The sequence below is a fragment of the Microbacterium halophytorum genome (genome assembly GCF_002970975.1).
Classification (GTDB): domain Bacteria; phylum Actinomycetota; class Actinomycetes; order Actinomycetales; family Microbacteriaceae; genus Microbacterium; species Microbacterium halophytorum.
The window spans coordinates 40,748-66,381 of sequence record NZ_KZ672982.1 but is presented as its reverse complement, the minus strand read 5'-3'; the positions used below and the strand labels follow the sequence as shown (position 1 = coordinate 66,381).

Sequence of the window (25,634 nt, the reverse complement as noted above, 5' to 3'; positions counted from 1 at the left end):
TTCGCGCGTGCCGGAGGTCACCTCTTCCGGTCGTGACTTTCGGCACGGGAAGAGCCCTCCGCTCACGCGATAGCGTTGCCGCATGGGAAGCGGCGCCCGCGCGTTCGACCCCGGCTTGGTGCTCGTGGGTCTGATCACCCTGCTCTTCGTCGCCCTCGGCGTGCCCGTCGTCGTGCAGGAAGTGCAGGGCACGGATGTCGCCTTCGGGCCGCCGTGGCTGTGGCCGATCGTGTACGCGGGCTTCATCGCCGCGTACCTCGCGACGAGCGCACTGACCGAATCGTCGCGCCGCCGCGCCCTGCTCGCCTGGTTCATCGCACAGGCGCTGGCGGCCATCGCGAGCGTGCTCCTGATCCACACCGGGATGGGCTTCGTGAAGATCGTGCTGATCTTCAGCGCGGCGCTCAGCGTCTACGTGATCCCCCGGTCGGGCACAGCGCTCGTGATCCTCGCGAACACGGCGGCCGTGGTCGTGAGCACGCCGGGAGTCGCGGAGAAGGGCGTGAACGCCGCCTTCTACATCGTCGTACAAGCGGTCACGGCCCTGACGGTGTCGACATGGATCTCGCAAGAGCGCTCGCAGCGCCAGCTCGCGGAGGCGCACGTGCAGCTCGCGGCCGCGTCGGCGCTGCTCGACCAATCGGCACGGGCCGAAGAGCGCCTCCGCATCTCCCGCGACCTGCACGATGTCGCGGGGCATCGACTCACGGCGCTTGCGCTCGAGCTGGAGATCGCGTCGCATCAGGCCGACGGCGACGCCGCGGAGCACGTGCGCCGCGCCCGCTCGATCGCCAAGGATCTGCTCGCCGAGGTCCGGGACAGCGTGTCGCAACTGCGAGACGAGCGCGGGTCGCTGCGCGACGCGCTCGAGCACGTGATCACAGACATCTCCCGACCCGCCGTCGAGCTGTCCGTCGACCCCGGGATCTCGGCCGATGCCGGCGTCCGCACGGCCATGGTTCGCGCCGCCCAGGAAGCGCTGACGAACACGATCAGGCACGCGCACGGGGCGACCACGCTCCGGATCACGGTCCGCCGTGATCCGGAATCGGACGCGCTCGTGCTCTCCGCCAGCGACGACGGCGCGGCGGGTCGGGATGTCACGCCGGGCAACGGGCTGCGCGGCCTCCGCGAACGGGCTGAGCACCTGGGCGGATCGGCCGAGTTCACGCGGGGACCCGACGGGGGCTTCGTCGTGCGGATGGCGGTGCCCGCGCGATGAGCGCCGAGGTGCGCGTCCTCATCGTCGATGACCAGACGCTCGTGCGGGCCGGCATCCGCGGGCTGCTGGAGCTCAGCCCGGATGTCGTCGTCGAGGGCGAGGCCGCCGACGGTGACGAGGCGCTCCGGATGCTCGTCGAGCACGACCCGGATGTCATCCTCCTCGACCTGCGGATGCCGCGCCGCGACGGCATCGGCACGCTGCGTGAGATGGCCAGGCGCGGCATCGATGCACCCGCCCTCGTACTGACTACCTTCGATGATGCCGAGCTCGTCCTCGGCGCCGTTCGCGCCGGTGCCCGCGGGTACCTGCTGAAGGACGTCACGCTGGATGAGCTCGTCGATGGGATCAGGGCCGTCGCGGCCGGCCGGACGGCGTTGCAGCCCGCGCTGACCGCGCGCCTCGCGATGCCGGCGGACGAGGCGGGCGCAGGCGACTGGCATCCCGCCGAGCTGACAGAGCGCGAAGCCGACGTTCTCGGGCTCGTCGCGGGCGGGTACAGCAACCGAGAGATCGCCGAGCTGCTGCATCTCGCCGAGGGCACCGTCAAGAACCACGTCTCGAACGTGCTCGTCAAGCTCGGGGCACGAGACCGCACCCAGGCCGTCCTCCGCGCCATCCGGCACGGACTCCTCGCCTCGTCGCACACCGCCCCGGGCGAGCACTGACCGGAGCGAGCAGCGCTGGCGATGCCCGAGCCGTCGATGACAGCGCGACAGACGCGCATCCTTCGGTCGTTGCAACTCTCCATCACAGTAAGTTACGCTCCGTAACATGATGATCGAACGTGACGGAGGCACGATCGCCCTACAGGTCGACGGAGCGGGCCCGCTCATCGTCGGCGTGCCCGGTATGGGCGAGACGAGGGCGTCGTTCCGGCACCTGGTGCCCGGCCTGGTGGAGGCCGGTTTCCGCGTGGCGACGATGGACCTGCGAGGGCACGGCGACAGCTCGACGCGCTTCCCGGCCTACGACGATCGGGCCGCCGCCGGCGACCTGCTCGCGGTCGTCGACGCACTGGGCGGAGCTCCCGCGACGGTGGTGGGGAACTCGATGGGCGCCGCAGCGACCGTCATCGCGGCGGCCGAGAGCCCCGAGGCGATCAACGGCCTGGTGCTCATCGGCCCGTTCCTGAGGGATCCTGGCCCGGCCGCGACGAAGTTCCTGATGCGCCTCGCGCTCGCCCGCCCGTGGGGGCCCTCCGTCTGGCGGGCCTACTACCGTTCGCTCTTCGGCGACCGCCTGCCTCACGACCACGACGACCACGTGCGCGCGGCACTCGCCCTCCTGCGCCGGCCCGGGCGGTGGCGGGCGTTCGAGAGGACGACCCGGACCTCCCACGCGCCAGCGGAGGCGGCGCTGCCGGGGGTGTCCGCCCCCGCGCTGATCATCATGGGCGAGCGCGATCGCGACTTCCCCGACCCGGAAGCGGAAGCCCGATGGGCCGCGGAGGCGCTGCGGGGCGAGCATCGGATGATTCCCGGCGCGGGCCACTACCCGATGGGCGAGCAGGCGGAGGCCGTCCTCGCGGTGATGCTCCCGTTCCTGAGCCGGGGTGCGTCGCATGCCTGATCGGCTGAACCGCGCCGCGGTCGTGGACCGGGCCGCCGACCTGGCGGACCGCATCGGCCTCGACGAACTGACGATCACGAAGCTCGGCCGCGCACTCGGGATCGCCCCGCCGGGCGTCTATCGCCACGTCGCCGACCTCGAGGACCTGCGCGGGGCGATCGCCCAGAACGCGGCGCGCGAGGCGGCCGCCGTGCTGTCGGCGGCCTGCGCCGGACTATCGGGGCGAGACGCGCTCGGCGCGGTCGCCCACGCGCTCCGCGACTGGGCGGCGGGCCGCCCCGCCCGATACGCCGCACTCCAGATCGCGCCCGACCCCGACGACGCCGAGGGCACCGCGGCGGCGGGCGAGATGATCGCCGCATTCGCTTCGGCGCTGCGGGCCTACGCTCTCGACGGCGACGACCTGACCGACGCGATCCGGCTCATCCGCTCCACGCTGCACGGCTTCGTCGCCCTCGAGCTCGGCGCGGGCTTCAAGTGGCCCAGGTCGACCGACGCCACGTTCGAACGCGTCATCGACGGGCTCGACGCCGTGCTGACGCAGTGGGCCTCGTGACTGCCGCCCCCGGGAACGCCGGTCGTCCGCAGGGCCGCGGCTCACCTCGCTGCGGACGCGACGAACCCCCGGCAGTCGCCTGACGAGAGGCTTCTGACCGGGGGTTCCTTTGGTGGGCGATGCGGGACTCGAACCCACGACCTCTTCCGTGTGAAGGAAGCGCGCTAACCAACTGCGCCAAACGCCCATCGGAGCGACCCTTGCGGGCCTCGATAGATACTACCGGATGATCCGGTGACCTCCGAACCGGACGCATCCCGGCCGTGTCGCGCGCCCGAGACCGCTCAGGCGTGCGACCCGTACAGGCGGGTCCTGGCGCGCCTGACGGCGCCGAGCGCCCAGCGCACGGGGACGCCGGCGGCGTACGCCGCGCGCCCGCCGGCCGTGCGGTCGCGGTTCCCCAGTGCGAGGCGGCGTTCCCACGCCTCCCGCGCCCGGCCACCGAGGCCGACGCCGTCGGGCCGGGGCGCGAGGTCGCCCGCGCGCCTGCGCTCGACGAGCGAGGCGAGGTCGGCGAGCCAGGTGTCGTCCGCCGGCTCGTGGAAGTAGTTGTCCGTGAGCCACTCGGGATCCGGATGGCGCTGCCTGCCGGGGAGGAGGCCCTCCCTGCCCGCCAGCAGCCCGCTGCCCAGGAAGACCGTGTTGATCAGGTCGTCGCCGACGCCGAACTCGTCGAACGCCACGACGGGCACGCCCGCCGCAGCGGCCTCGATCGCCGCCGTCGAGCTCACCGTGACGAGCCCGGCGGCGCTGGCGAGCGCCTCCTCCATCGGCGCGTACGACACGACGAGGTTCGGCGGCACGTCGCCGATCTCGGCGAGCAGCTCCGGGTAACTGTCGTCCTCCCGGTGCGTCTGCGCTTCACCTGCGCGCCCGCGCAGCTTGACCACGACGCGGCGGGACGGCTCCGATCGCGCCGCATCCACGAGCAGCCGTGCCATCGTCAGCCGGTCGCGCCGCTCCCTGGGCACGATCGCCTGCGCCGCGAACACCAGATCGGTGCCCGCCGGCTCCCGCCCGTGCAGCCGGCGCGCGAACGGCAGTCCCGCCAGCGCGAAGCGCTGCTCGATGCCCCGCTCGGCCGCGAGGCGCCGGAACTCGCGCACCTCCCGGTGCGAGTGGAGGACGAACAGGTCGCACTGGCGCCGGAAGTGCAGCGCCAGCCAGGTCGGCGGCACCGAGATGCCCGGCAGGCCCGTCGCGATCACGGGCGCTGGTTCGAGCCGCGCCGCCGTGCGCGCGATCAGCCGCACGAGCGGCCCCCGCGCGGCCGCCAGCACGACGTCGGCGCCGCGCATCCGCTCCGCGAGCTCCTCGAAGCGCACCCGGCTGACCCGATCGCGGGCGAGCCCCGCGCCCGCGAGCGCGGCGTCGAGCTGCCCGTCGCTCACCACCAGTTCCGTGTCGAGCACGAGCAGCTCGCCCGCCGCACGCGGGTCGGCGACCGTGGCCGCGGCCCACTTCACATACGAGTCCGTGTCGGCGACCGCGACGATGCGCAGCGGTTCGCCGGCCCTCACGCTCCGACGCGGCGCAGCTTGGCCTTGGGCGCGAGCTCGCCGGGGAACACGCGCTTGATGCCGTCGCCGCGCGCTTCCTCGATGATCCGGATGTCGCGGACGAGCGTCGCGAGGCCGCCCGGCTCCAGCGAGGCCGCGTGGTCCGAGCCCCACATCGTGCGGTCGAGCGTGATGTGGCGCTCGACCGCCGTGGCGCCCATCGCGACGGCCGCCAGCGAGATCTGCAGGCCGCGCTCGTGGCCGGAGTACCCGACAGGGACGCCGGGGAAGCGGTCGCGCAGCACCGGGATCATCCGGAGGTTCGCCTCGTCCGGCTCCATCGGGTACGTCGACGTCGCGTGCATCAGCACGAGGCGCTCCGTCCCGACGGTCTCGACCGCCCGGTCGATCTCGGACATCGTCGACATGCCCGTCGACAGGATGATCGGCTTGCCCGTCGCGCGCAGCGCCTCGAGCAGCTCGATGTCGGTCACGCTGGCGGAGGCGACCTTGTGCGCGACGACGTTCAGATCCTCGAGGAACTCCACGCTCGGCACGTCCCACGGCGACGCGAACCACTCGAGGCCGCGCATGACGGCATGGTCGCCGACCTCGACGTACTCGTCGCGGCCGAACTCGACGCGGTGGCGGTACTCGAGGTACGTCATGGTGCCCCACGGCGTCTCGCGCGGGGTGTCGCGCATGTGCTCGGGCGTGCAGATCTCGGGCGTGCGCTTCTGGAACTTCACCGCGTCGGCGCCGGCTTCCGCGGCGACGTCGATCAGCTGCTTGGCCAGCTCGACCGACCCGTTGTGGTTGAGCCCGATCTCCGCGATGACGAACGCGGGCGCTCCCCCGCCGACCTGATGCGATCCGATCGTGACACTCATACTCGTTCCCCTCTGCTGTGGTCCTGTGATGCGGCGCGGTCCGCGAGCACGCGCTCGGCGAGCTCCCTCACCGCCCCGCGGCCGCCCTCGGCGGCGAGCACGACGCGTGCGCTCTCGAGCGCGCGCGGGTGCGATCCGGGCACGACGACGGGCCAACCGGCTGCCTCGAGCGCACCCAAGTCGTTCACGTCGTTGCCGACGTAGGCGATCCGGGCCATCAGGATGCCCTCCCTGGCGGCCCAGGCCTCCAGTGCGGCGCGCTTGTCGCCGCAGGCCTGGATGACGTCGACGCCGAGCTTGTCCGCCCGCGCCGCCACCACCGGGTTGGTCTCGGTCGAGAGGATCAGCACCTTGACGCCGGCCTCGCGGAGCATCCGGACGCCCATTCCATCGGAGCGGCTGACCCGCACGTGCTCCGTGCCGTCCGCGGAGATCGTCGCCGTGTCGTCGGTGTGCACCCCGTCGAAATCGGTCACGACGGCGTCGACGTCCATCCGGTCGACGGCCGCGTCGACGTGCAGCGGCGCGAGAGCCCGCGCCGCACGCAGCTCGGCCGGAGTGTCGACCTCCACGGCGAACGCCGCGGGCACCTCGGAGATCTCCACGTGGCCGAAGAACCGGTGGCGCGCGCGCCGGAACCCGGATGCGCCGAACACGTAGAACGCACCCGTCTCGACGTACAGCGGCTCGCGGTCCTGGCGCCGGGGCCGGTGCGAGCGGTCGTGGCCGACGGCGCGGGCCGCACCGCCGTCGTCCGCCCAGAAGAACTCGAAGGATTCCCGCGCCGAGAACACGCAGTCCGCGGAGCCGTCGCTGACACGGGAAACGGCCTCCGCGAGCGCACCGACCGGCTGGAACGGGCTCGTCGCCTGCAGGAAGGCGACGACGCCGACGTCGATTCCGCGGTCGGCGAGCGCGTCAAGGGCATGCAGCACCGCCGACTCGCTCGTCGCCGTGCCGCTCGCGAGCTCGGCAGGGCGGCGGACGACCTCGGCTCCCCACTCCGAGGCCACCGCCGCGATCTCGTCGTCGTCCGTCGAGACGACCGCGCGCGCGATGCCTGCCGCGTGCGCCGCCCTGACGGCGCGCGCCACAAGAGGGATGCCGCCGACACGTGCGACGTTCTTCCGCGGCACGCCGACGGAACCGCCGCGCGCCGGGATGATCGCCACGGCCTCGCGGGTCACGCGACGCGCTCCGTGCGCCCGCCGACCGCGCCCGTGCGCTCCTTCACGGTGCTCTCCGTGCCGCGCAGCACGCTGCGCAGCGTCGTTGCGGCGCTCGACGGCAGTGTCACGACCTCGTACGGCCCGCGGTCGCCCGCCAGTACGACCTCGATCGGCAGCTGCGTGCGCACGACCCGGACGCCGGGGATCGCGGCGACGGCGTCGAGCGTGTCACCCGTCTCGCGGCGGTGCGGCAGATACGACGCTCCCCTGCGCCGAGCCTCGGCGCGCACCCAGGCGAGGTAGTCGGCCCGGGGGATGTGCCCGTCGACGACGCGCGCGCTGCCGAGGATGACCCGGCCGGACGGCAGCGGGTCGCCCGCGACGTCCGGCCGCGTCGAGCGCAGCCATTCGAAGCCGTGCCTCGTCGTCACGGCGCCGAGGTCGCGCAGGCGGGACTCGCGCTCCTCGCCGAGCTCGAACGCCGTGAAGAGCTCGACGGCGCCGGCCGCGGCACGCATGCGGATGGCGTCGAGCGCGATCGGTGCGAGGCGCCTGGTCAGGCCTCGCTCGACCACGCCAGGGCGCGCGTAGGGCTGCGCGCCCGCGAGCGCATCGGCGAACGGCACGGTGTTGGCGCCGTCGTCCAGGAACGTGATGCGGCGCGGCCGCAGGGCCGCCGCCGCGAGCCGGAACTGCCCGGAGTAGCCGTCTCCGACGAGCCAGTGGTCGTGGGAGGCCAGCATGCGCCACGGGATGCCGTAGTAGGCGGCGCGGTCGCGGAACGGCGCCCTGCGCGCGTGCAGTTCGGCGGCGGTCTCCTCGACCTGTTCGCCGAGACGGGCCGCCAGGTCGGGCCGCACTCCGCGGGCGGCCGCCCACTCCGCCGCGCCGATGAGCTGCAGCGGCGACTCGATCCAGGCCACGGGCACGTCGTGCTTCGCCACGCAGCCTCCCGAGCGTCAGCAGGGGCGGGGCGCCCCTCTCGTGTTCTTCTTCAGACACGTTGGGCGCTCGACGTGAACCGTACGGCCCGTTCGGGTGACGCGGGGGTGAAGCCCGCATGAAGGCGCGGCGCACGCGGAGAGGCCGGGCACCTCGGTGCCCGGCCTCTCCGCGTCGTTCGGTCTGCGCTCAGCGCGCCTCCATCGCGTAGCCCTCCTCGCCGTGGACGACCGTGTCGACCCCGGCGATCTCGTCGGCGTTCTTGACGCGGAAGCCGAACACCTTCTCGATGGCGATGCCGATGACGTAGGCGACGACGAACGAGTAGATCAGCACGGCGATCGCGGCGATGGCCTGCACGACCAGCTGGGCGACGCCGCCGCCCATGAACAGGCCGGTGCCGGTCGCGAAGAAGCCGATCCAGAGCGTGCCGATCATTCCGCCGACCAGGTGCACGCCGACGACGTCGAGCGAGTCATCGAAGCCGAACTTCCACTTGAGCTCGACAGCGAGGGCGCACACCGCGCCGGAGACGACGCCGAGCAGGATCGCCCAGATCGGGTCGATCGAGGCGCACGCCGGGGTGATGGCGACGAGGCCCGCGACGGCGCCCGATGCGGCGCCGACCGAGGTCGACTTGCCGTCCTTGAGCTTCTCGACGACGATCCAGCCGATGATGGCGGCGGCGGGGCAGACCATCGTGTTCACGATGATGAGGCCGAGCGCCGTGTTGCCGTCCTCGCCGAGCGGCGCCGGTGTCAGGCCGGCGTTGAAGCCGAACCAGCCGAACCACAGCAGCGTCGCGCCGAGCATCACGAGCGGAACGCTGTGGGGCTTGTTGATGCCCTTCTGGAAGCCCACGCGCTTGCCGAGCACGAGGGCCAGTGCCAGCGCCGCCGCACCCGCGTTGATGTGCACCGCGGTACCGCCGGCATAGTCGATCACCTCGACGGCGCCGTCGAACATCCAGGCGCCCAGCTCCATGATCCAACCGCCGCCCCAGACCCAGGCCGCGACGGGGAAGTAGACGAGCGTGACCCAGACGCCGGCGAAGCCCATCCAGGGCCAGAACCGCGCCCGGTCCGCGATAGCGCCCGAGATCAGGGCGACCGTGATGATCGCGAACGTCGCGCCGAACGCGGCGCCGACGCCGAGCTCACCGGTCGGATCGTCCGCGATCGTGTTCACGAGGCCGAGGTCGGCGAAGGGGTTGCCCGCGAAGGCGAACGGGCTGTCGACGGCCGTCATCGCGAAGCCGTAGAGCACCCACAGCACGGCGGTGAGGGCGAGCCCGCCGAAGCTCATCATCATCATGCTGACGACGCTCTTGGCCTTGACGAGGCCGCCGTAGAAGAACGCCACGCCGGGCGTCATCAGCAGCACGAGCGCCGTGGCGATCATCAGCCACGCCAGATTTCCGCTGTCCATGAGGTGTTTCCGTTTCGTCAGTCGAGGATCCGGGTATTCCGGATGTCCTCATCCTGACGAGCGGGTGCTTCCGCCCTGCGGCGCCGAGGTTTCGCCTGCGTTACGGATCGGCCGGGGTGTTTCCGGCGCGTTACCGACCGCGCGGAATGCTCAGGCGTGGGTGGACGCGTTGAGGCGCGAGACGGCGCGCAGGTACTTCTTGCGGTAGCCGCCGGCGAGCATCTCGGCGCTGAACACGTCGTTCAGCGGCAGGCCCGTCGCCCGGATCGGCAGCTGCGCGTCGTAGACGCGGTCGACGAAGGCGACGAAGCGCAGCGCCTCCGATTGATCGGTGATCTGCCGCACGCCCGTGAGGCCGACGGCGTCGAGGCCGTCGATCAGGCGGATGTAGCGCGAGGGGTGCACGTGCGCGAGGTGGCCGAGCAGGTCGTCGAACGCGTCGTCGGAGACCGTCGCTCCGGCCGCGTCCAGCGCGGCGTCGTACTCGTCGGGGTCGAGGACGACCGAGGTGCCGTCGATCGAGCGCTGGCGGAAGTCGACGCCGTCGATCCGGATCGTCTGGAAGCTGTCGCTCATCGCGTGGATCTCGCGGAGGAAGTCCTGGGCGGCGAAGCGCCCCTCCCCGAGCGCGTTCGGCGGGGTGTTGCTCGTGGCGGCGAGGCGGGTTCCCGAGGCGACGAGCTCGCCGAGCAGCCGCGTCATCACCATGGTGTCGCCAGGGTCGTCGAGCTCGAACTCGTCGATGCAGAGCAGCGCGGACCCCTTCAGCAGCTCGACGGTGTTCTGGTAGCCGAGCGCGCCGACGAGCGCCGTGTACTCGATGAACGAGCCGAAGTACTTCCTCCGCGCGGGCACGGCGTGGAAGACGGCCGCGAGCAGGTGGGTCTTCCCGACCCCGAAGCCGCCGTCGAGGTAGACGCCCGGCTTCATCGGCTCGACCTTGGGCTTGCGCGAGAAGAGGCCGCGCTTGGGCGGCATCGCCCCCGCCGAGAAGCGCGCCAGAAGCTCCTTCGACTCCGCCTGCGAAGGGTACTGATCGTCGGCCCGGTACGAGTCGAAGGTCGCGGCGTCGAACTGCGGCGGCGGGACCAGACTCGCGAGCATCTCCTCCCCGGAGAGCTGGGGGTTCCGCTCGGTGAGGCGGACGCGGCCGGTCATGGTGCCGATGTGAGTCATATGCCGTTCGTTTCGCTGTGCATGGGCGCGCCGGGCGCCGGGGCGATGTGCCCCGTGAAGTCTACGCGGCCGCTCCTGCGCGGCCTCCCGGCGCCGGATCAGCGCGCGAGGCCCCGCGCGGCGAGCCAGTCGCGGATCGCCGCGGTCCACGCCTTCTCGTCGTGGTTCCAGATCTTCGTGTGCCTCGCCCCCGTGAAGCGCGGCATCGTCACGATGTCGGGGCGCGCCTCCGCGAGCGCGCGGGACGGGCCGACCGGCACGTAGCCGTCGTCGTCGCTGTGCAGGATCAGGATCGGCTCGCTCAGCTCGTCGGCGCGCGCCACCATGTCGAGGTCGTCGAACCGGATGCCGTCGCCGACCCGCACCGCGCGCGCCGCCCACGGGGTCTCGAGGAGCCCCAGCGTCGCTCGGGCGGCCGCCTGCGGGACGCGCATCTGCGTCGCCTGGAAGCCGAGCACATCGCGCCAGTCCACGACGGGCGACTCCAGGATGGCGCCGGCGATCCTCTCGCGGTAGGCCGAGTTCACGAGCGCCTGCATCGCGATCGCCCCACCCATCGACCATCCCATCAGGAGCACGCGCGCCGCGCCGTTCGCGAGGGCGTACTCGATCGCCGCCTCGACATCCGGCCACTCTGTCGTCCCGAGCCCCTGCAGGCCGGACGGGCCATCCGGCGCGACCCCGTCGGCGCGGTACGAGACGAGCAGCGAGGTGACGCCGGCGTCGCGCAGCAGGGGCACCGCCCTGAGCCCCTCGGACCGGGTGCCGCCCCTGCCGTGCACCACGATCGCCCAGGTGTCGCTTCCCTCGGCCCGCACCAGCCACGCCGGCGCGGGGCCCACGGGTGTCGGTATCGGCACATCGTCGTACGGGAGGTGCAGTTCATCCGGCGAGACGAAGTACCAGCCGCTGAACCGCCCCCAGCGCCCGATGTCCTCGCCAGCGCCGATCTGCGTGAGGAGCTTGCGCGTGACCGACGCCCCGTCGGCGCGCAGAACCGCCCCGAGCTTCAGGTAGGACTGCTCGCCGTTGGAGAACAGGCCGTAGCGACCCGCCAGCTCCGTGTCGGGCGTGCGGCTCAGCGTGATCGTCTGCGCCCGAGTGTCCACGCCCAGGATCTCGAGGTCGGCGACCGCCTTGGCGGGCGTGACGACGGAGCGGGCGACCCTGGTGATGCGGGAGCCGACGGTCGCGACGGCACCGGCGACGAGGCCGACGCCGAGACCGAGGAGGACGAGACCAGCGCCGAGCGAACCGGCGCGCCTGGAGGAGTTCATGTCATGCTCACTCTAATCTGTCGGCGTGATCGATTCCGGCCGTCTCGTTCCCTTCGAGTCGCTGGCCGCGCGCGTGCGCGACGTCGAGTTCCGCGACGACTTCGCGGTCAGCGAGATCCCCGCGCCGCGCGGCCTGGCGCCCGACGCGATCGCGCTCGCCGGTGACGTGCGCCCCGACGAGACGGGCGCGTCCGCCTACGGCACCGGCCGATTCGTGCTGCTGCGCGACGCCGACGAGCCGGATGCGTGGGACGGCCCGCTGCGCATCGTCGCGTTCGCGCAGGCCCCGCTCGAGACCGAGATCGGGACCGACCCGCTCCTGGCCGACGTAGCATGGTCGTGGCTGATCGACGCGCTCGCGTCACACGGGGCCGAGCACACCGCTGCTTCCGGCACCGCAACGAAAACGCTCTCGACGGGCTACGGAACGCTCGCGGGAGAGGGCGACGGCGCGCAGATCGAGCTGCGCGCGTCGTGGTCGCCCCTCGGCGATCCCCGCGCGCACGTCGAAGCCTGGGCGGAGCTGGTGTGCATGCTGGCCGGCCTGCCGCCCGGCTCAGAGAAGATCGCCGTGTTCGGCGCTCGGAAAGCAGAACGTGACTGATTCCTACGACGTCATCGCCTCCGAAGAACGGTTCCTGGAGGCGGTGGGTGCGCTCGCCGATGCCGACGGCCCCGTGGCCGTCGACGTGGAGCGGGCATCGGGGTTCCGCTACTCGCAGCGCGCGTACCTCGTGCAGGTGTTCCGCCGCGGCGCCGGCGTCTTCCTCTTCGACCCCGTCGAGATCGATGGCTTCGCCCCGCTGCAGGAGGCGATCGGCTCCGCGGAGTGGGTCTTCCACGCGGCCAGCCAGGACCTCCCCTCCCTGCGCGAGCTCGGCCTCGTGCCCGAGCGCATCTTCGACACCGAGCTCTCGGCCCGCCTCCTCGGCTGGCCGAAGGTCGGCCTCGCCGCCGTCACGGAGCGCACGATCGGCGTCGAGCTGAAGAAGGAGCACTCGGCCTCGGACTGGTCGACCCGCCCGCTGCCCGCCGCGTGGCTCGAGTACGCCGCCCTCGACGTCGCGCACCTCCTCGACGTGCGCGACGCCGTCGCGGATTCGCTCGACGCGGCGGGCAAGGCGGCGTGGGCCGCCGAGGAGTTCGAGCACGTCAGGGCGATGCCGCCGAAGCCGCCGCGCCGCGAGCCCTGGCGGCGGCTGAGCGGCCTGCACACCGTGAGGGGGCGCCGCGGGCTCGCGGTCGCCCGCGAGCTGTGGCGGGCGCGCGAGGAGTACGCGATCGAGCGCGACGTCTCCCCCGGCCGGCTCATCCCCGACCGCGCGATCGTCGCCGCGGTGAAGGCGGGGCCGACGTCGCGCGGCGCCCTCGCCGCGCTGAAGGAGTTCACGGGCAGGGCGAGCCGCTCGCAGATCGACCGCTGGTGGAGCGCGATCGACGCGGGCCGCCGGAGCCAGGAGCTCCCGCCGGAGCGCCTTCCCAGCGAGAGCGCGTTCCCCCCGCCGAAGGCGTGGCGCGACCGGAATCCGGACGCCGACAAGCGCCTGAAGGCGGCGCGCGCCGATCTCGCCGACATCGCCGAGCGGCTCGAGATGCCGGCCGAGAACCTGCTCACGCCCGATGCCCTGCGGCTCGTGGCGTGGGAGCCGCCCGCCGAGATCGCGGCAGAATCCGTCGGCGACGCGCTGCGCGCGTCCGGGGCCCGCGAGTGGCAGATCGAGCAGACGGCCGCCCCGATCGCCGCGGCGTTTGTGCGGGCCGCCCAAGCCGCCGACCTCGCCGAGGAGCGCGCTTCGTAGACACCGCCCAACCGACTCGCGCCGCGCATCCGGCACCGCCCTAGGCTGGGATGAACCAACTAGGGAGGCAGAGTGGCCAAGCTGTCTGACGTCTACTTCGTAGACGGAGTCCGCACGCCCTTCGGGCGCGCAGGAGACAAGGGAATGTACGCGCACACGCGCGCTGACGACCTCATCGTGAAGGCGACGATGGGTCTGATGGACCGCAACCAGGACGTGCCGAAGGACCGCGTCGACGACGTCGCCATCGCGGCGACCTCGCTCACGGGCGACCAGGGCCTCACGCTGGGCCGCACGACCGCGATGCTCGCGGGGCTGCCGCAGACGGTCCCCGGCCTCGCCATCGAGCGGATGTGCGCCGGCGCGATGACGGCCGTGACCACGATGGGCGCCTCGATCGGGTTCGGCGCGTACGACGTCGCGATCGCCGGCGGCGTCGAGCACATGGGGCGCCACCCGATCGGATCGAACGCCGACCCGAACCCGCGCTTCGTCGCGGAGCGCATGGTCGACGCCGACGCACTGAACATGGGCGTCACGGCCGAGCGCATCCACGACCGGTTCCCGCACCTGACGAAGGAGCGGGCAGACCGCTTCGGCATGCTGAGCCAGCGCAAGGTCCAGGCGGCATACGACGCAGGGAAGATCCAGCCCGACCTCGTGCCCGTCGCGATCGCGGACGCCGACGGCGCCTTCGGCCTCGCGACCGAGGACGAAGGGCGCCGGCCCGAGACCACCATGGAGGGCCTCGCCGGCCTGAAGACGCCGTTCCGCCCGCACGGCAGGGTCACGGCCGGCACCTCGTCGCCGCTGACCGACGGCGCGACCGTCGGCCTCCTGGCCGGTCGCGATGCCGTCAAGGAGTTCGGCCTGGCGCCGAAGATGCGCATGGTGTCGTTCGGATTCGCGGGCGTCGCGCCCGAGATCATGGGCATCGGCCCGATTCCGTCCACCGAGAAGGCGCTCGCCAAGGCGGGCCTCACGATCGACGACATCGGCATCTTCGAGCTGAACGAGGCGTTCGCGATCCAGGTGCTCAGCTTCACGGATCACTTCGGCATCGCCGACGACGATCCGCGCGTGAACGCGTGGGGCGGGGCCATCGCGCTCGGCCACCCGCTCGCGGCATCCGGTGTGCGCCTGATGATCCAGCTCGCGGCGCAGTTCGCCGAGCGCCCCGACGTGCGCTACGGCCTCACGGCCATGTGCGTCGGGCTCGGGCAGGGCGGCTCGGTCGTCTGGGAGAACCCGCACTTCGACGGCAGGAAGAGGAAGTGACCTCCATGACGAACTACGACGCGATCGACTTCGCCCCCCTCGACGCCGCCAGCGCGGACGAGGTCGTCACGCACTTCCCCGTGCGCGACGTCACCCTCGCATCGGGGCGCACCCTCGCCCTCATCACGATGCACAACGGGCGCGACCACAAGCGCCCCAACACCCTCGGGCCGCGCACGCTCACCGCGCTGAACGATCGGCTCGGCCAGCTGCAGGCCCGCGCCGCGGCGGGCGAGATCGACGCGGTCGCGATCACCGGCAAGCCGTACATCTTCGCGGCGGGCGCCGACCTGTCGCAGATCTCGGCGCTGCAGGACAGGGCCAACGCCCGGATGATCGCCCAGCGCGGCCACCAGGTCCTCGGCCGCCTCGGCGAGCTCGGCGTCCCGAGCTTCGCGTTCGTGAACGGCCTGGCCCTCGGCGGCGGCCTCGAGATCGCGCTGAACTCGACCTACCGCACGATCGACTCGTCGGCCGCGGCCGTCGCTCTGCCCGAGGTCTTCCTCGGCATCATCCCCGGCTGGGGCGGCGCGTACCTGCTGCCGAACCTGATCGGCATCGAGAAGGCGATCGACGTCGTCATCTCGAACCCGCTGAAGCAGAACCGGATGCTGAAGCCGCAGCAGGCGCACGAGCTCGGCATCTTCGACGCGATGTTCCCGCCGGCCGCCTACCTCGAGCAGTCGCTCGCCTGGGCGGACGGCGTGCTGTCGGGCGACATCGCGGTCGAACGGCCGAACGCACCCGGGCGCATCGAGCGCACCGTCAAGTGGCCAGCGGCGATCAGGATCGCCCGCGCGACGCTCGAGCAGAAGATCGGCCCCGTCCCGCTCAGCCCGTACCGCGCGCTCGATCTGCTCGAGCACGCGCGCACCGGCTCCAAGGAGGACGCCTTCGCCCTGGAGGACGAAGCACTCGGCGACCTGATCTGCGGCGACCAGTTCGCCGCGTCGATGTATGCCTTCGATCTCGTGCAGAAGCGCGCGAAGCGCCCCGTCGGCGCGCCCGACAAGGAGCTGGCCCGGCCCGTCAGCAAGGTCGGTGTCATCGGCGCCGGCCTGATGGCGAGCCAGTTCGCCCTGCTCTTCGTGCGCCGCCTGCAGGTGCCCGTCGTGATCACGGACATCGACCAGGCCCGCGTCGACAAGGGGCTGTCGCACATCCGGGACGAGATCGGGAAGCTCGAGGAGAAGGGGCGCATCGACGGCGACACCGCGAACCGCCTGCGCGCCCTCGTGAGCGGCACGGTCGACAGGACCGAGTTCGCCGACGCCGACTTCGTCATCGAGGCGGTGTTCGAGGAGACGAGCGTCAAGCAGCAGGTCTTCCGCGAGATCGAGCAGATCGTCTCGGAGGATGCGATCCTCGCGACCAACACGTCGTCGCTGTCGGTCGAGGAGATCGGGTCGGTGCTGGCGCACCCCGAGCGCCTGATCGGCTTCCACTTCTTCAACCCCGTGGCTGTGATGCCGCTCGTCGAGGTGGTTCGCACGCCGCAAGCGAGCGACGAAGCCGTCTCGACGGGATACGTCGTCGCGAAGAAGCTGCGCAAGAACGCGATCGGCTCGGCCGACGCCCCCGGGTTCATCGTGAACCGCCTGCTCGCGAAGGTCATGGGCGAGGCCGTGCGTGCGGTCGACGCCGGCACACCGCTCGCCGAGGTCGAGAAGGCGTTCGTGCCCTTCGGGCTGCCGATGGGTCCGTTCGAGCTGATCGACCTCGTCGGCTGGAAGGTCGCCGCGCACGTCCAGGACACGATGGCAGGGCATTTCCCCGAGCGCTTCCACGCGTCGGCGAACCTGCACGCGGCGGCCGAGATCGACCAGCCGCTCGAGCGCGACAAGCGCGGGAACGTCACCGGATGGTCGAAGAAGGCGGCGAAGGCCGTCTCGGTCGGCAAGAACCCGATGACCGCGGAGGAGATCCTCCGCGCCGTCGAGGACGAGCTCGCCCGCGAGATCCGGCTCATGCTCGACGAGGGCGTCGTCCCCGAGGTCGAGGACATCGACCTGGCGCTGATCCTCGGCGCCGGATGGCCCATGATCGACGGCGGCGTGACGCCCTACCTCGACAGGTCGGGCGCCTCGGACCGCGCGGCGGGAGGTTCGTTCCACTCCCCCGCCATCCGCGGCATCGAGTAGAGACGCACGACGAACGGCCCCCGGAGCATGAGATGTGCTCCGGGGGCCGTTCGTCGTGCGGGCCTAGACGAGCGAGTCGCGCCAGGCCTTGTGCAGGCGCGCGAACGTGCCGGTGCCCGCGATCAGCTCGGCGGGGGCGTCGTCCTCGATGATGCGGCCGTGCTCCATCACGAGCACGCGGTCGGCGACCTCCACGGTCGACAGGCGGTGCGCGATGATGATCGCCGTGCGGTCGGCGAGGAGCGTCTGCAGCGCCTCCTGGATCATCCGCTCGGACGGGATGTCGAGCGATGCCGTCGCCTCGTCCAGGATCAGCACCGCCGGGTCGGCGAGGAACGCGCGTGCGAACGACACCAGCTGGCGCTGGCCGGCCGACACGCGACCGCCCCGCTTGTTCACATCGGTGTCGTACCCGTCGGGCAGATGCTCGATGAACTCGTGCGCGCCGACGGCCTTCGCCGCCGCGACGATCTCCTCGTTCGACGCGCCGGGCCTGCCGAGCGCGATGTTGTCGGCGACGGTTCCGCTGAACAGGTACGCCTCCTGCGTGACCATCACGATGGCGCGGCGGAGGTCCTCCTGACCGATCTCGCGCAGGTCGACGCCGTCGAGCGTCACGCGGCCGGCGACCGGGTCGTAGAAGCGCGAGAGCAGCTTCGCGAGGGTCGACTTCCCCGCCCCCGTCGTGCCGACGACCGCGACCGTCTGGCCGCGCGGGATCGCGAGCCGGAACTCCGGGAGCACCGGCGCGCCGCTGCCGTACGCGAAGGTGACGTCATCGAAGAGCAGCTCTCCCTCCGCGCGCTCGAGCGCCACCGGCTCGTCCGGCTCCGGCACCGACGGCACCTCCTCCAGCACCCCCGAGACCTTCTCGAGGGCCGCGGAGGCGGCCTGGTATGAGTTCAGGAACATCGCCACCTCCTGCAGCGGCGAGAAGAAGTTGCGCACGTAGAGCACGGCGGCCAGCAGCGCGCCGACTGTGAACTCGCCCCAGGTGATGCGCACGCCGCCCCAGAGCACGACGGCGCCGATCGCGAAGGCCGAGATGGCCATGAGCGCGGGTTCGAACGTGCCGAACAGCCGGATGACGCGCATGTTCGCGTCGCGGTACGCGCCGGCCAGGCGGCCGAACTCCGCCTCGTTGCGCGGCTCCGTGCGGAACGCCTTGCCGGCCCGGATGCCCGTCATCGTCTCGACGAACTTCACGATCACACGGGCGCTGTGCACGCGCGTGCCGCGGTAGGCCGTCTGCGAGCTGCGGTAGAACCACCGCATCAGGAACGCGAGGGGGACGCCGCACGCGACGACGATGAGGCCGGACTCCCAGTCGACGAGCATGAGCGCGATGAAGGTGAACGCTCCGTACAGCACGGCGTTGACGAGCTCGGTCAGCCCGCCGCCGAACAGCTCGCGGATCGTCTCGAGGTCGCTCGTCTGCCGCGAGATGATGCGTCCCGAGGTATACGTCTCGTGGAACTCGAGGCTCAGCAGCTGCGTGTGCCGGAACACCCGCATGCGCAGGTCGAGGAGAACTGTCTGCGCGATGCGCGCGGCGAGCACGTCGTACCACGCCAACAGACCGGCTCCCAGAACCGCCGTTGCCGCGTACGCGCCGACGACCAGCCACGTCGGCCCCCAATCGGCGCCGTCGAGCACGGCGGGAAGCGCCTGGTTGATGCCGATCGCCAGCAGAGTGGGACCGAGCACGCGGAACCCGGTCTGGCCGACGACCACGATCGATACCAGCACAAGGCGCCATTTCAGCGGCCGCAGCAGAGAGATCAGCAGGCGGAACGAGCGCTCTCGGATCGCACGGCTCTCCTCCGGCGAGTACTCTTCGCGGTCCTCGCCCGCGACTCCGTGAACCGACGAGCTCATCGCTCGCCCCCTTCCTGCGCCGCGTGCTCCCGCAGCGCGATGATGTCGAGCTCGCTCGTCGGGTTCGGGTCCCGTGCGACGGCGCCGCCGAGGTCGATGCTGGAGATGACGGCGCGGTACTCGGCAGACGACGCCATCAGCTCGCTGTGCGTGCCGACGGCCGCGATCCTGCCGTCTCGCAGCAGCGCGACGCGATCGGCGAGCGCGACGGTCGACGGCCGGTGCGCCACGATGAGCGCCGTCGTGCCCGCCAGCACCCGGCGGAGCTCCCCCTGCACCCGCTCCTCGGTGTTGACGTCCAGCGCCGACAGCGGGTCGTCCATCACGACGACGCGGGGGCGCGCCGCGACGGCCCGCGCGAGGGCGAGCCGTTGGCGCTGCCCGCCCGAGAGGCTCATGCCCTCCTCGCCGACGGGCGTGTCCGCGCCGTCGGGCAGGTCGTCGACGAACTCGGCCTGCGCCACCTGCAGCGCCTCGCGCATGACGCGCTCGGCCTCGGCCGAACCGGGTTCGAGGTCGTCGCGCCCCAGCAGCACGTTCTCGCGGACCGAGGCCGAGAACAGGGTGGCGTCCTCGAATGCCGTCGCGATGCGGGTGCGCAGTTCGACGAGCGACATGTCGCGCACGTCGACGCCGTCGAGCGTGACGCGGCCCGAGGTCACGTCGTACAGGCGCGTCGGCAGAGTCGTCAGCGTCGTCTTGCCGCTGCCCGTCAGGCCCACGAGCGCCATCGTCTCCCCCGGTCGCAGGTCGAGGTCGACGCCGTCGAGCAGGTCGCGCTCGTGCTCCTTCGCGTCCTGGTAGCGGAAGTGCACGCCCTCGAAGCGGAGCTCCCCCGCGTCGACGGCCGGGACGACGGGCTCATCCGGGGTCGTGATCGTGTCGACGGCGTCGAACACCTCGAAGACGCGGTCCGTCGCGGTGCGGGTGTCGAGCATGAAGGAGAACAGGAAGCCGAGGGACTCCATCGGCCAGCGCAGGATCGTCGCCATCGCGAAGTACGCGAACAGCTGCGCCTGGTCGAGCTGGCCCTCGGAGATCAGCCAGATGCCCATGCCCAGGCACGCGGCGAACGCCAGCTCCGGCATCAGCACGAGCACGAAGTCGATCCCCGCGATCGAGCGCGCCTTGCTCAGCTCGGTCTCGCGCAGGCCCTCGGCCTGGCGGGCGAACCGGCGCAGCGCGTACGGGCCGCGCCCGAACGCCTTCAGCACGCGGATGCCGTGCACGCTCTCCTCGACGCTCGTCGCGAGGTCGCCCTGCTGGTCCTGGCTCCGGCGCGTCAGCAGCCCGTAGCGCTGCTCGAACCGGTACGCCTGGACGAAGACGGGGATGCCCGCGACGAGGAACACGACGCCGAGCGCCCAGTGCCACTGGAACAGCAGCACGGCGCCGATCACGACCGTGAGGCCGTTGACGACGAGCATGATCAGGCCGAACGCCATCCAGCGCCGGATGAGGCCGATGTCCTGCATCATGCGGCTGAGCAGCTGGCCGCCCTGCCACCGATCGTGGAACTCGATCGGCAGGGTCTGCAGCCTGTTGTAGAACGTCGTGCGGATGCGGTATTCGATCTTCGTCGACGGCGCGAGCACGAACCAGCGGCGCAGCCAGACCATCGCGGCCTCGATCAGGCCGAGCCCGAGCACGGCGAGCGCGCCCCAGACGACGGGCCCGGTCGCGCCGGACGTGAGCGGGCCGCCGACGATCCACTCGAGGGCCGTCGGGATCAGCAGCGCGACGATCGACGCGCACAGGGCGGACAGGCCGCCGAGCCCGATGCGCGGCAGCTCGCCCTTGGCGAACGGCAGCAGGCGCATCAGGGCGCGGTGGACCGGAGGGCGCGAGGCGCCCGTGGATGTCTGAGACATGGCTCACTCACAGCGATGGAAGGGGCAAAGCCCTCCAGCCTATAACGGCGATCGCGAGAGCGGGGCGCTCAGCGCGCCGGATTCGGGGAACCGGTGCCCGATCAGCGCATCGAGTCGGCGATGCCCGGCGAGGAATCCGCGCGGTCCGCGCCGCGTGCGCTGAGCTGCTCGGGGCGCGCGACGGGGACCCTGGTGCCCAGCACCTGCGCCACGACGTCCTGGGCGATCTTCGCCGCCGTCAGGCCCGCGTCGGCCAGGATCTCACCGCGTTCGGCATGGTCGAGGAACGCATCGGGCAGGCCCAGCTCGTCGACCGCGGTGTCGATGCTCGCCTCGCGCAGCACCTGGCGCACGCGCGTGCCGATGCCGCCCACCCGGATGCCGTCCTCGATCGTGATCACGAGGCGGTGGTGGGCGGCGAGATCGACGACGGACGGCTGCACGGGCACGACCCAGCGGGGGTCGATCACGGTGGCGCCGATCCCCTGCGCCTTCAGCCGGCCCGCGACGTCGAGCGCCATGGCGGCGAACGGCCCGATGCCGATCAGCAGGACGTCCTCCGTCTCGTCGCGCGCGAGCACGTCGACGCCGTCGTCCAGGCGCTCGATCGCGGGGATGTCATCCGGAACCGCACCCTTCGGGTACCGCACGACCGTCGGGGCGTCGGCGACGGCGACGGCCTCGCGCAGCTCCTCCCTGACGCGCGCGGCGTCCCGCGGGGCCGCGATGCGGATGTTCGGCACGATGTGCAGCAGCGCGAGGTCCCACATGCCGTGGTGGCTCGGCCCGTCGGGGCCCGTCACGCCCGAGCGGTCGAGCACGAAGGTGACGCCCGCCCTGTGCAGCGCGACGTCCATCAGCACCTGGTCGAACGCGCGGTTCATGAACGTCGCGTACAGCGCCACTACGGGGTGCAGCCCGCCGTGCGCGAGCCCCGCGGCCGAAGCGACGGCGTGCTGTTCGGCGATGCCGACGTCGTACACGCGCTTCGGGAAGCGCTCCGCGAACGGCGCGAGCCCCGTCGGGCGCAGCATCGCGGCCGTCATGGCGATGACGTCCTCGCGCTCCGCGCCGATCTCGACGAGCTCCTCCGCGAAGACGTCCGTCCAGCTCGTGCGGGAACCGCCCGAGACCGGCCTTCCCGTCTCGGGGTCGATCTTGCCCACGGCGTGGAACTGGTCGGCCTCGTCGTTCCTGGCGGGCTCGTAGCCGCGCCCCTTCTCCGTGATCGCGTGCACGATGACGGGTGCGCCGTACGACTTCGCGAGCTCGAGCGATTCCATCATCGCGTTCACGTCGTGGCCGTCGACGGGCCCGAGGTACTTGATGCCCAGCTGCGAGTACAGGGCCGAGTAGTTCGCGAAGCGCGACAGGAACCCGCGCGTTCCCCCGCGGATCCCGCGGTACATCGCGCGGCCGATCGAGCCGAACTTGCCGGCGACCCTGCCGGAGGTCTCGTCGAGCGACCGGTAGGTGCCCGCCGTGCGCAGCCTGTTCAGGTAGCGGGCCATACCGCCGATCGTCGGCGCGTAGGAGCGCCCGTTGTCGTTGATGACGATCACGAGGTTGCGCTCGTTGTCGTCGGTGATGCTGTTCAGCGCCTCCCACGTCATGCCGCCCGTGAGGGCGCCGTCGCCGACGACGGCGACGACGTGGCGGTCGCCGCGGCCCGTGCGCGAGAACGCGCGGGAGATGCCGTCGGCCCAGCTGAGGGAGCTCGAAGCATGCGACGACTCGACGACGTCGTGCTCGCTCTCGGAGCGCTGCGGGTAGCCGGCGAGGCCACCGCGCGTGCGCAGACCCGAGAAGTCCTGCCGGCCCGTGAGCAGCTTGTGCACGTACGACTGGTGGCCCGTGTCGAAGACGATCGGGTCGTCCGGGGAATCGAACACCCGGTGCAGGGCGATCGTGAGCTCGACGACGCCGAGGTTCGGACCCAGGTGCCCGCCCGTGCGCGCCACGTTGTCGATCAGGAACTCGCGGATCTCCCCGGCCAGCTGCTCGAGCTGCTCGGTGCTCAGTGCGTCGAGATCGCGCGGACCGCTGATCGTTTCCAGCAGAGTCATCCTCCGAGCGTACGCCAGCATCCGGGGAACACTCCGAGCCTCCCTGCGCAATGCGGGTATCCCCCGCAGCTGCGACCGCCCGCGGGTCTGCGCCGTTGTCGACGTCCGATGCCGCGGAGCTCGACAGCGGCACGGACCCGGCCGTGGCGCTCGACGCCGGGCCGCTCAGTCGCCGCTGATGCGCCGGAACCGCTCGTCGGTCAGCCACAGCGCACCCGCGGCCACGTTCTCCGCGACGTGGTCGACGGAGGTCGTGCCCGGGATCGGGAGGATGTTCGGCGCACGATGGAGCAGCCACGCCAGCGCGACCTGGCCCGGCGCGGCGCCGAGCTCTGCGGCGATCGTGGCCACCGGGCCTCCCTCGCGTGCCAGGTCACCGGTGGCGAGGGGGAAGAACGGCAGGAAGGCGATGCCCGCGGCGGCCGCGTGATCGACAACGGGATCGTGGCCGCGCGACGCGAGGTTGTAGAGGTTCTGGACCGCGGCGATCGGGGCGGTGCGACGGGCTTCTTCCAGCTCGTCGACGCTCACTTCTGACAGGCCGATGTGCCGAATCTTCCCCGCCTGCTGCAACTCCGCGAGCGCACCGACCTGCTCGGGTATCGGATAGGCGGGATCGAGCCTGTGCAGCTGGAGCAGATCGATCCTGTCGACGCGCAGGCGCCGCAGGCTCAGCTCGACCTGTTGTTTCAGGTAAGCGGGGTGCCCGAGCGGCACCCACTCTTCCGGGGAGGGCCGCAGGTTGCCGACCTTCGTGGCGATCACGAGGTCGTCGCGGTACGGATGCAGCGCCCGGGCCACGAGCGCCTCGTTGTCCCCGAGCGCGTACGCGTCCGCCGTGTCGATGAGCTGCACGCCCCGCTCGACCGCGCCGCGGAGCAGAGCGATCGCGTCGGACGAATCAGGGGCTCCGCGCCAGATCCGGGCTCCGGCGTGCGTTCCGTCCCCCGTGGCATCCGTCAGGCGCATCGCGCCGAGTCCGATGCGCCTGACGGGGAGGTCGCCCCCGAGGAGGAAGGTCTGCTCGGCGGCACGTGTTGCGTTTGTTGCTGTCGTCATAGCCACGAAGGTAGGGCCTGACGCTAGCGTCAGGTGCAAGTCCTCGTTGAAAGGAAACGACATGACCGATCCGGATCGGGTCGCCTTGAGCATCGGCGAGCTCTCCGAGCGAACGGGAGCGAGCGTTCGCGCGCTGCGCCATTACGAACAGCACGGGGTGCTGACGGCGCATCGCTCCGCTGCCGGGCACCGCCGCTTCGCCGCCGACGCCGTCGAGACGGTGCGACGCATCCGGATGTTCCTGGACGCAGGGCTCTCACTCGCCGTGGTCGCGCAGATCATGCCGTGCTTCGTCGACGACGGAGCCCGACTCGATGCCTGCATCGCGGGCTACCTGAGCGAACACATGGGCGCGCTGCGGCAGCGCATCGATCAGCTCGACGAGCAGCGAGGCACGATCGAGCGCCTGCAGGAGCTGGTCCTCGCGTGACGTCCGGTGCGCCGACGCTGATGCGGGGCCATCCGTGGAGTGCGTGGCCTCGGGCACGAGCGCGGCGACGAGTGCGTGAGATCCCTCGCGGTCTCGGGCAGGTCCTCGAATGCCTCGAACAGCACCCCGCCTGATCCAGCGGGGTCCACCTACGAGAGGCAGAACCAGGCAGGAGCATTCATGAGCAGCGACTTCACCGGCCTCAGTGCCTTCCCCCTCACCCCGATCGCGGACGACGCCGTCGACGAGCGGGCATTCGCCGGCCTGGTCGAGCGCCTCGCAGCGTCGGGCGTCGACTCGATCACCGCCCTCGGATCGACCGGATCGTACGCGTACCTCTCGCTCGAAGAGCGCGCCCGCGTCGCCCGCCTCGCCGTCGAGCATGCGGGCACCACGCCGGTCTTCGTCGGTGTCGGTGCGCTGCGGACATCCCAGGTCCTCTCGCATGTCGCCAGTGCTGAGGAGGCAGGCGCTGCCGGTGTGCTGCTGGCCCCGACGACGTATCAGGCGCTCACGGACAACGACGTGTTCGAGCTGTTCCGCGCCGTTGCCGAGCGCACCGAGCTGCCGGTCATCGTGTACGACAACCCCGGAACCACGCACTTCCAGTTCACGACCGAGCTGTACGCCCGCATCGCCGAGCTGCCGGGCATCGCGTCGATCAAGATCCCCGGCGTCCCTTCTGAGCCGGATAGGGCTCGCGAGCACGTCGCGGCGATCCGCCAGGTCATCCCCGAGCACGTCACCATCGGGGTGTCAGGGGACGCCTTCGCCGCGGCCGGGCTGAACGCCGGGTGCGAGGCCTGGTACTCAGTGATCGGGGGCACCCTCCCCGAGCCAGCCCTGACCATCACGCGTGCGGCGCAGGCAGGACGGGCCGAGGACGCCGCGTCGGAGTCGGGGCGCCTTGCGCCCCTGTGGTCGCTGTTCGCGGAGCACGGCGGGAGTCTCCGGGTCGTCGCCGCGATCGCCGAGCAGTTGGGCCTCGCCCCGGCGCGGTGCCTGCCGCTGCCGATCCAGGGCCTCGACGCCGCCCAGCGCGCCCACGTCGCCGAGGTGGTCGACGAGCTCGGCCTCATGGACGACCCGGCGTAGACGACCTGGCTCAGAGGCTCGGCTCTTCGAATGGCCGAATCGCCGACCCACCTCACTCACGTACGGACCCAGAACTCCGCGGGTCCCCGGCCTGCACCGCGCGACCGCAAGGGCACGCCTGCCCTTCGGGTCGCATGTCATTCGCACGATCCGGTGCTCGTACCCGTCGACGAGTGCCTCGGCGCCGAACGCGTCGCGCATGTCCGCCCCGCGGCACTCGGCTTGCGCAACCCCGACGCCGATCCTCGCAAGGTTCCGCTCGACCTCCTCGAGGATGCGATCCGAC

Annotated in this window: 21 protein-coding genes and 1 tRNA gene; 10 read left to right on the top strand and 12 right to left on the bottom strand. The window is 71.7% G+C overall.

Annotated elements, in window-relative coordinates; translation table 11 throughout:
• The first annotated feature begins 82 nt into the window (after positions 1-82).
• The 4 genes from C0010_RS00265 (at position 83) to C0010_RS00250 (ending at position 3,350) form a co-directional block, all read left to right on the top strand.
• On the top strand, positions 83-1,222 hold the full coding sequence (locus C0010_RS00265) for an ATP-binding protein (protein ID WP_105565071.1): 1,140 nt from the start codon (positions 83-85) through the stop codon (positions 1,220-1,222).
• An 8-nt stretch (positions 1,223-1,230) separates the two neighbouring features.
• Entirely contained in the window at positions 1,231-1,890 is a 660-nt protein-coding gene (locus C0010_RS00260; protein ID WP_232531648.1) for a response regulator, read from the top strand.
• 106 nt (positions 1,891-1,996) lie between these two features.
• Positions 1,997-2,794 (top strand): alpha/beta fold hydrolase, encoded by a 798-nt coding sequence (locus tag C0010_RS00255; protein WP_105565069.1) that lies wholly within the window; start codon positions 1,997-1,999, stop codon positions 2,792-2,794.
• The gene (locus C0010_RS00250; RefSeq protein WP_105565068.1) at positions 2,787-3,350 is read left to right on the top strand and encodes a TetR/AcrR family transcriptional regulator; all 564 of its coding nucleotides are present in this window, start codon (positions 2,787-2,789) and stop codon (positions 3,348-3,350) included. Before C0010_RS00255 ends, C0010_RS00250 begins: the two co-directional genes overlap by 8 nt.
• 110 nt (positions 3,351-3,460) lie before the next feature.
• Here the strand turns inward: C0010_RS00250 and C0010_RS00245 are convergent.
• From C0010_RS00245 to C0010_RS00210, 8 genes are all read right to left on the bottom strand, one after another.
• Positions 3,461-3,537 (bottom strand) — tRNA-Val (locus C0010_RS00245).
• Between the two features lie 97 nt (positions 3,538-3,634).
• Positions 3,635-4,870: a DUF6716 putative glycosyltransferase gene (locus tag C0010_RS00240; RefSeq protein WP_105565067.1), complete on the bottom strand. Its 1,236-nt coding sequence runs from the start codon at positions 4,868-4,870 to the stop codon at positions 3,635-3,637.
• Entirely contained in the window at positions 4,867-5,739 is an 873-nt protein-coding gene (locus tag C0010_RS00235) for an N-acetylneuraminate synthase family protein (protein ID WP_105565066.1), read from the bottom strand. The genes C0010_RS00240 and C0010_RS00235 overlap by 4 nt, the downstream gene beginning before the upstream one ends.
• Positions 5,736-6,926, bottom strand: a complete 1,191-nt coding sequence (locus C0010_RS00230) for an acylneuraminate cytidylyltransferase (RefSeq protein ID WP_232531647.1) — start codon at positions 6,924-6,926, stop codon at positions 5,736-5,738. The genes C0010_RS00235 and C0010_RS00230 overlap by 4 nt, the downstream gene beginning before the upstream one ends.
• Entirely contained in the window at positions 6,923-7,852 is a 930-nt protein-coding gene (locus tag C0010_RS00225; RefSeq protein ID WP_105565065.1) for a hypothetical protein, read from the bottom strand. The genes C0010_RS00230 and C0010_RS00225 overlap by 4 nt, the downstream gene beginning before the upstream one ends.
• Before the next feature lie 187 nt (positions 7,853-8,039).
• On the bottom strand, positions 8,040-9,278 hold the full coding sequence (locus C0010_RS00220) for an ammonium transporter (RefSeq protein ID WP_105565064.1): 1,239 nt from the start codon (positions 9,276-9,278) through the stop codon (positions 8,040-8,042).
• 150 nt (positions 9,279-9,428) lie between these two features.
• A complete protein-coding gene (zapE, locus tag C0010_RS00215) occupies positions 9,429-10,454 on the bottom strand; it encodes a cell division protein ZapE (protein ID WP_105565063.1) in 1,026 nt (341 codons plus the stop codon).
• 98 nt (positions 10,455-10,552) lie between these two features.
• The gene (locus tag C0010_RS00210; protein ID WP_105565062.1) at positions 10,553-11,731 is read right to left on the bottom strand and encodes an alpha/beta hydrolase family protein; all 1,179 of its coding nucleotides are present in this window, start codon (positions 11,729-11,731) and stop codon (positions 10,553-10,555) included.
• Positions 11,732-11,756: 25 nt separating this feature from the next.
• On the opposite strand from C0010_RS00210, the gene C0010_RS00205 reads away from it, so the two are divergent.
• The 4 genes from C0010_RS00205 (at position 11,757) to C0010_RS00190 (ending at position 16,949) form a co-directional block, all read left to right on the top strand.
• On the top strand, positions 11,757-12,335 hold the full coding sequence (locus C0010_RS00205) for a DUF3000 domain-containing protein (RefSeq protein ID WP_105565061.1): 579 nt from the start codon (positions 11,757-11,759) through the stop codon (positions 12,333-12,335).
• Positions 12,328-13,530, top strand: a complete 1,203-nt coding sequence (locus C0010_RS00200; RefSeq protein WP_408631057.1) for an HRDC domain-containing protein — start codon at positions 12,328-12,330, stop codon at positions 13,528-13,530. The genes C0010_RS00205 and C0010_RS00200 overlap by 8 nt, the downstream gene beginning before the upstream one ends.
• A 72-nt stretch (positions 13,531-13,602) precedes the next feature.
• Positions 13,603-14,808, top strand: coding sequence for a thiolase family protein (locus tag C0010_RS00195; RefSeq protein WP_105565060.1), 1,206 nt, complete (start codon positions 13,603-13,605; stop codon positions 14,806-14,808).
• Between the two features lie 5 nt (positions 14,809-14,813).
• The gene (locus C0010_RS00190) at positions 14,814-16,949 is read left to right on the top strand and encodes a 3-hydroxyacyl-CoA dehydrogenase NAD-binding domain-containing protein (protein ID WP_105565059.1); all 2,136 of its coding nucleotides are present in this window, start codon (positions 14,814-14,816) and stop codon (positions 16,947-16,949) included.
• 63 nt (positions 16,950-17,012) lie between these two features.
• On the opposite strand, the gene C0010_RS00185 is transcribed toward C0010_RS00190, so the two are convergent.
• From C0010_RS00185 to C0010_RS00170, 4 genes are all read right to left on the bottom strand, one after another.
• Positions 17,013-18,827, bottom strand: coding sequence for an ABC transporter ATP-binding protein (locus tag C0010_RS00185; protein ID WP_105565058.1), 1,815 nt, complete (start codon positions 18,825-18,827; stop codon positions 17,013-17,015).
• On the bottom strand, positions 18,824-20,698 hold the full coding sequence (locus C0010_RS00180; RefSeq protein WP_105565057.1) for an ABC transporter ATP-binding protein: 1,875 nt from the start codon (positions 20,696-20,698) through the stop codon (positions 18,824-18,826). Before C0010_RS00180 ends, C0010_RS00185 begins: the two co-directional genes overlap by 4 nt.
• A gap of 101 nt (positions 20,699-20,799) precedes the next feature.
• Positions 20,800-22,764, bottom strand: coding sequence for a 1-deoxy-D-xylulose-5-phosphate synthase (gene dxs, locus C0010_RS00175; RefSeq protein WP_105565056.1), 1,965 nt, complete (start codon positions 22,762-22,764; stop codon positions 20,800-20,802).
• A 165-nt stretch (positions 22,765-22,929) separates the two neighbouring features.
• Positions 22,930-23,823, bottom strand: coding sequence for an aldo/keto reductase (locus C0010_RS00170; RefSeq protein WP_105565055.1), 894 nt, complete (start codon positions 23,821-23,823; stop codon positions 22,930-22,932).
• A gap of 61 nt (positions 23,824-23,884) precedes the next feature.
• Between C0010_RS00170 and C0010_RS00165 the strand changes: the two genes are divergently transcribed.
• Both C0010_RS00165 and C0010_RS00160 read left to right on the top strand, forming a co-directional pair.
• A complete protein-coding gene (locus C0010_RS00165) occupies positions 23,885-24,253 on the top strand; it encodes a MerR family transcriptional regulator (RefSeq protein ID WP_198410840.1) in 369 nt (122 codons plus the stop codon).
• 180 nt (positions 24,254-24,433) lie between these two features.
• Positions 24,434-25,348 (top strand): dihydrodipicolinate synthase family protein, encoded by a 915-nt coding sequence (locus tag C0010_RS00160; RefSeq protein ID WP_105565054.1) that lies wholly within the window; start codon positions 24,434-24,436, stop codon positions 25,346-25,348.
• Positions 25,349-25,634: the final 286 nt, after the last annotated feature.

Excerpts from the sequence above, each read along its gene's own strand:
- C0010_RS00265 (WP_105565071.1), top strand. The coding sequence starts at position 83 with ATGGGAAGCGGCGCCCGCGCGTTCGACCCCGGCTTGGTGCTCGTGGGT.
- C0010_RS00255 (WP_105565069.1), top strand. The coding sequence starts at position 1,997 with ATGATGATCGAACGTGACGGAGGCACGATCGCCCTACAGGTCGACGGA.
- C0010_RS00250 (WP_105565068.1), top strand. The coding sequence starts at position 2,787 with ATGCCTGATCGGCTGAACCGCGCCGCGGTCGTGGACCGGGCCGCCGAC.
- C0010_RS00235 (WP_105565066.1), bottom strand. The coding sequence starts at position 5,739 with ATGAGTGTCACGATCGGATCGCATCAGGTCGGCGGGGGAGCGCCCGCG.
- C0010_RS00220 (WP_105565064.1), bottom strand. The coding sequence starts at position 9,278 with ATGGACAGCGGAAATCTGGCGTGGCTGATGATCGCCACGGCGCTCGTG.
- zapE (WP_105565063.1), bottom strand. The coding sequence starts at position 10,454 with ATGACTCACATCGGCACCATGACCGGCCGCGTCCGCCTCACCGAGCGG.
- C0010_RS00210 (WP_105565062.1), bottom strand. The coding sequence starts at position 11,731 with ATGAACTCCTCCAGGCGCGCCGGTTCGCTCGGCGCTGGTCTCGTCCTC.
- C0010_RS00190 (WP_105565059.1), top strand. The coding sequence starts at position 14,814 with ATGACGAACTACGACGCGATCGACTTCGCCCCCCTCGACGCCGCCAGC.
- C0010_RS00185 (WP_105565058.1), bottom strand. The coding sequence starts at position 18,827 with ATGAGCTCGTCGGTTCACGGAGTCGCGGGCGAGGACCGCGAAGAGTAC.
- C0010_RS00180 (WP_105565057.1), bottom strand. The coding sequence starts at position 20,698 with ATGTCTCAGACATCCACGGGCGCCTCGCGCCCTCCGGTCCACCGCGCC.
- dxs (WP_105565056.1), bottom strand. The coding sequence starts at position 22,764 with ATGACTCTGCTGGAAACGATCAGCGGTCCGCGCGATCTCGACGCACTG.
- C0010_RS00170 (WP_105565055.1), bottom strand. The coding sequence starts at position 23,823 with ATGACGACAGCAACAAACGCAACACGTGCCGCCGAGCAGACCTTCCTC.
- C0010_RS00165 (WP_198410840.1), top strand. The coding sequence starts at position 23,885 with ATGACCGATCCGGATCGGGTCGCCTTGAGCATCGGCGAGCTCTCCGAG.
- C0010_RS00160 (WP_105565054.1), top strand. The coding sequence starts at position 24,434 with ATGAGCAGCGACTTCACCGGCCTCAGTGCCTTCCCCCTCACCCCGATC.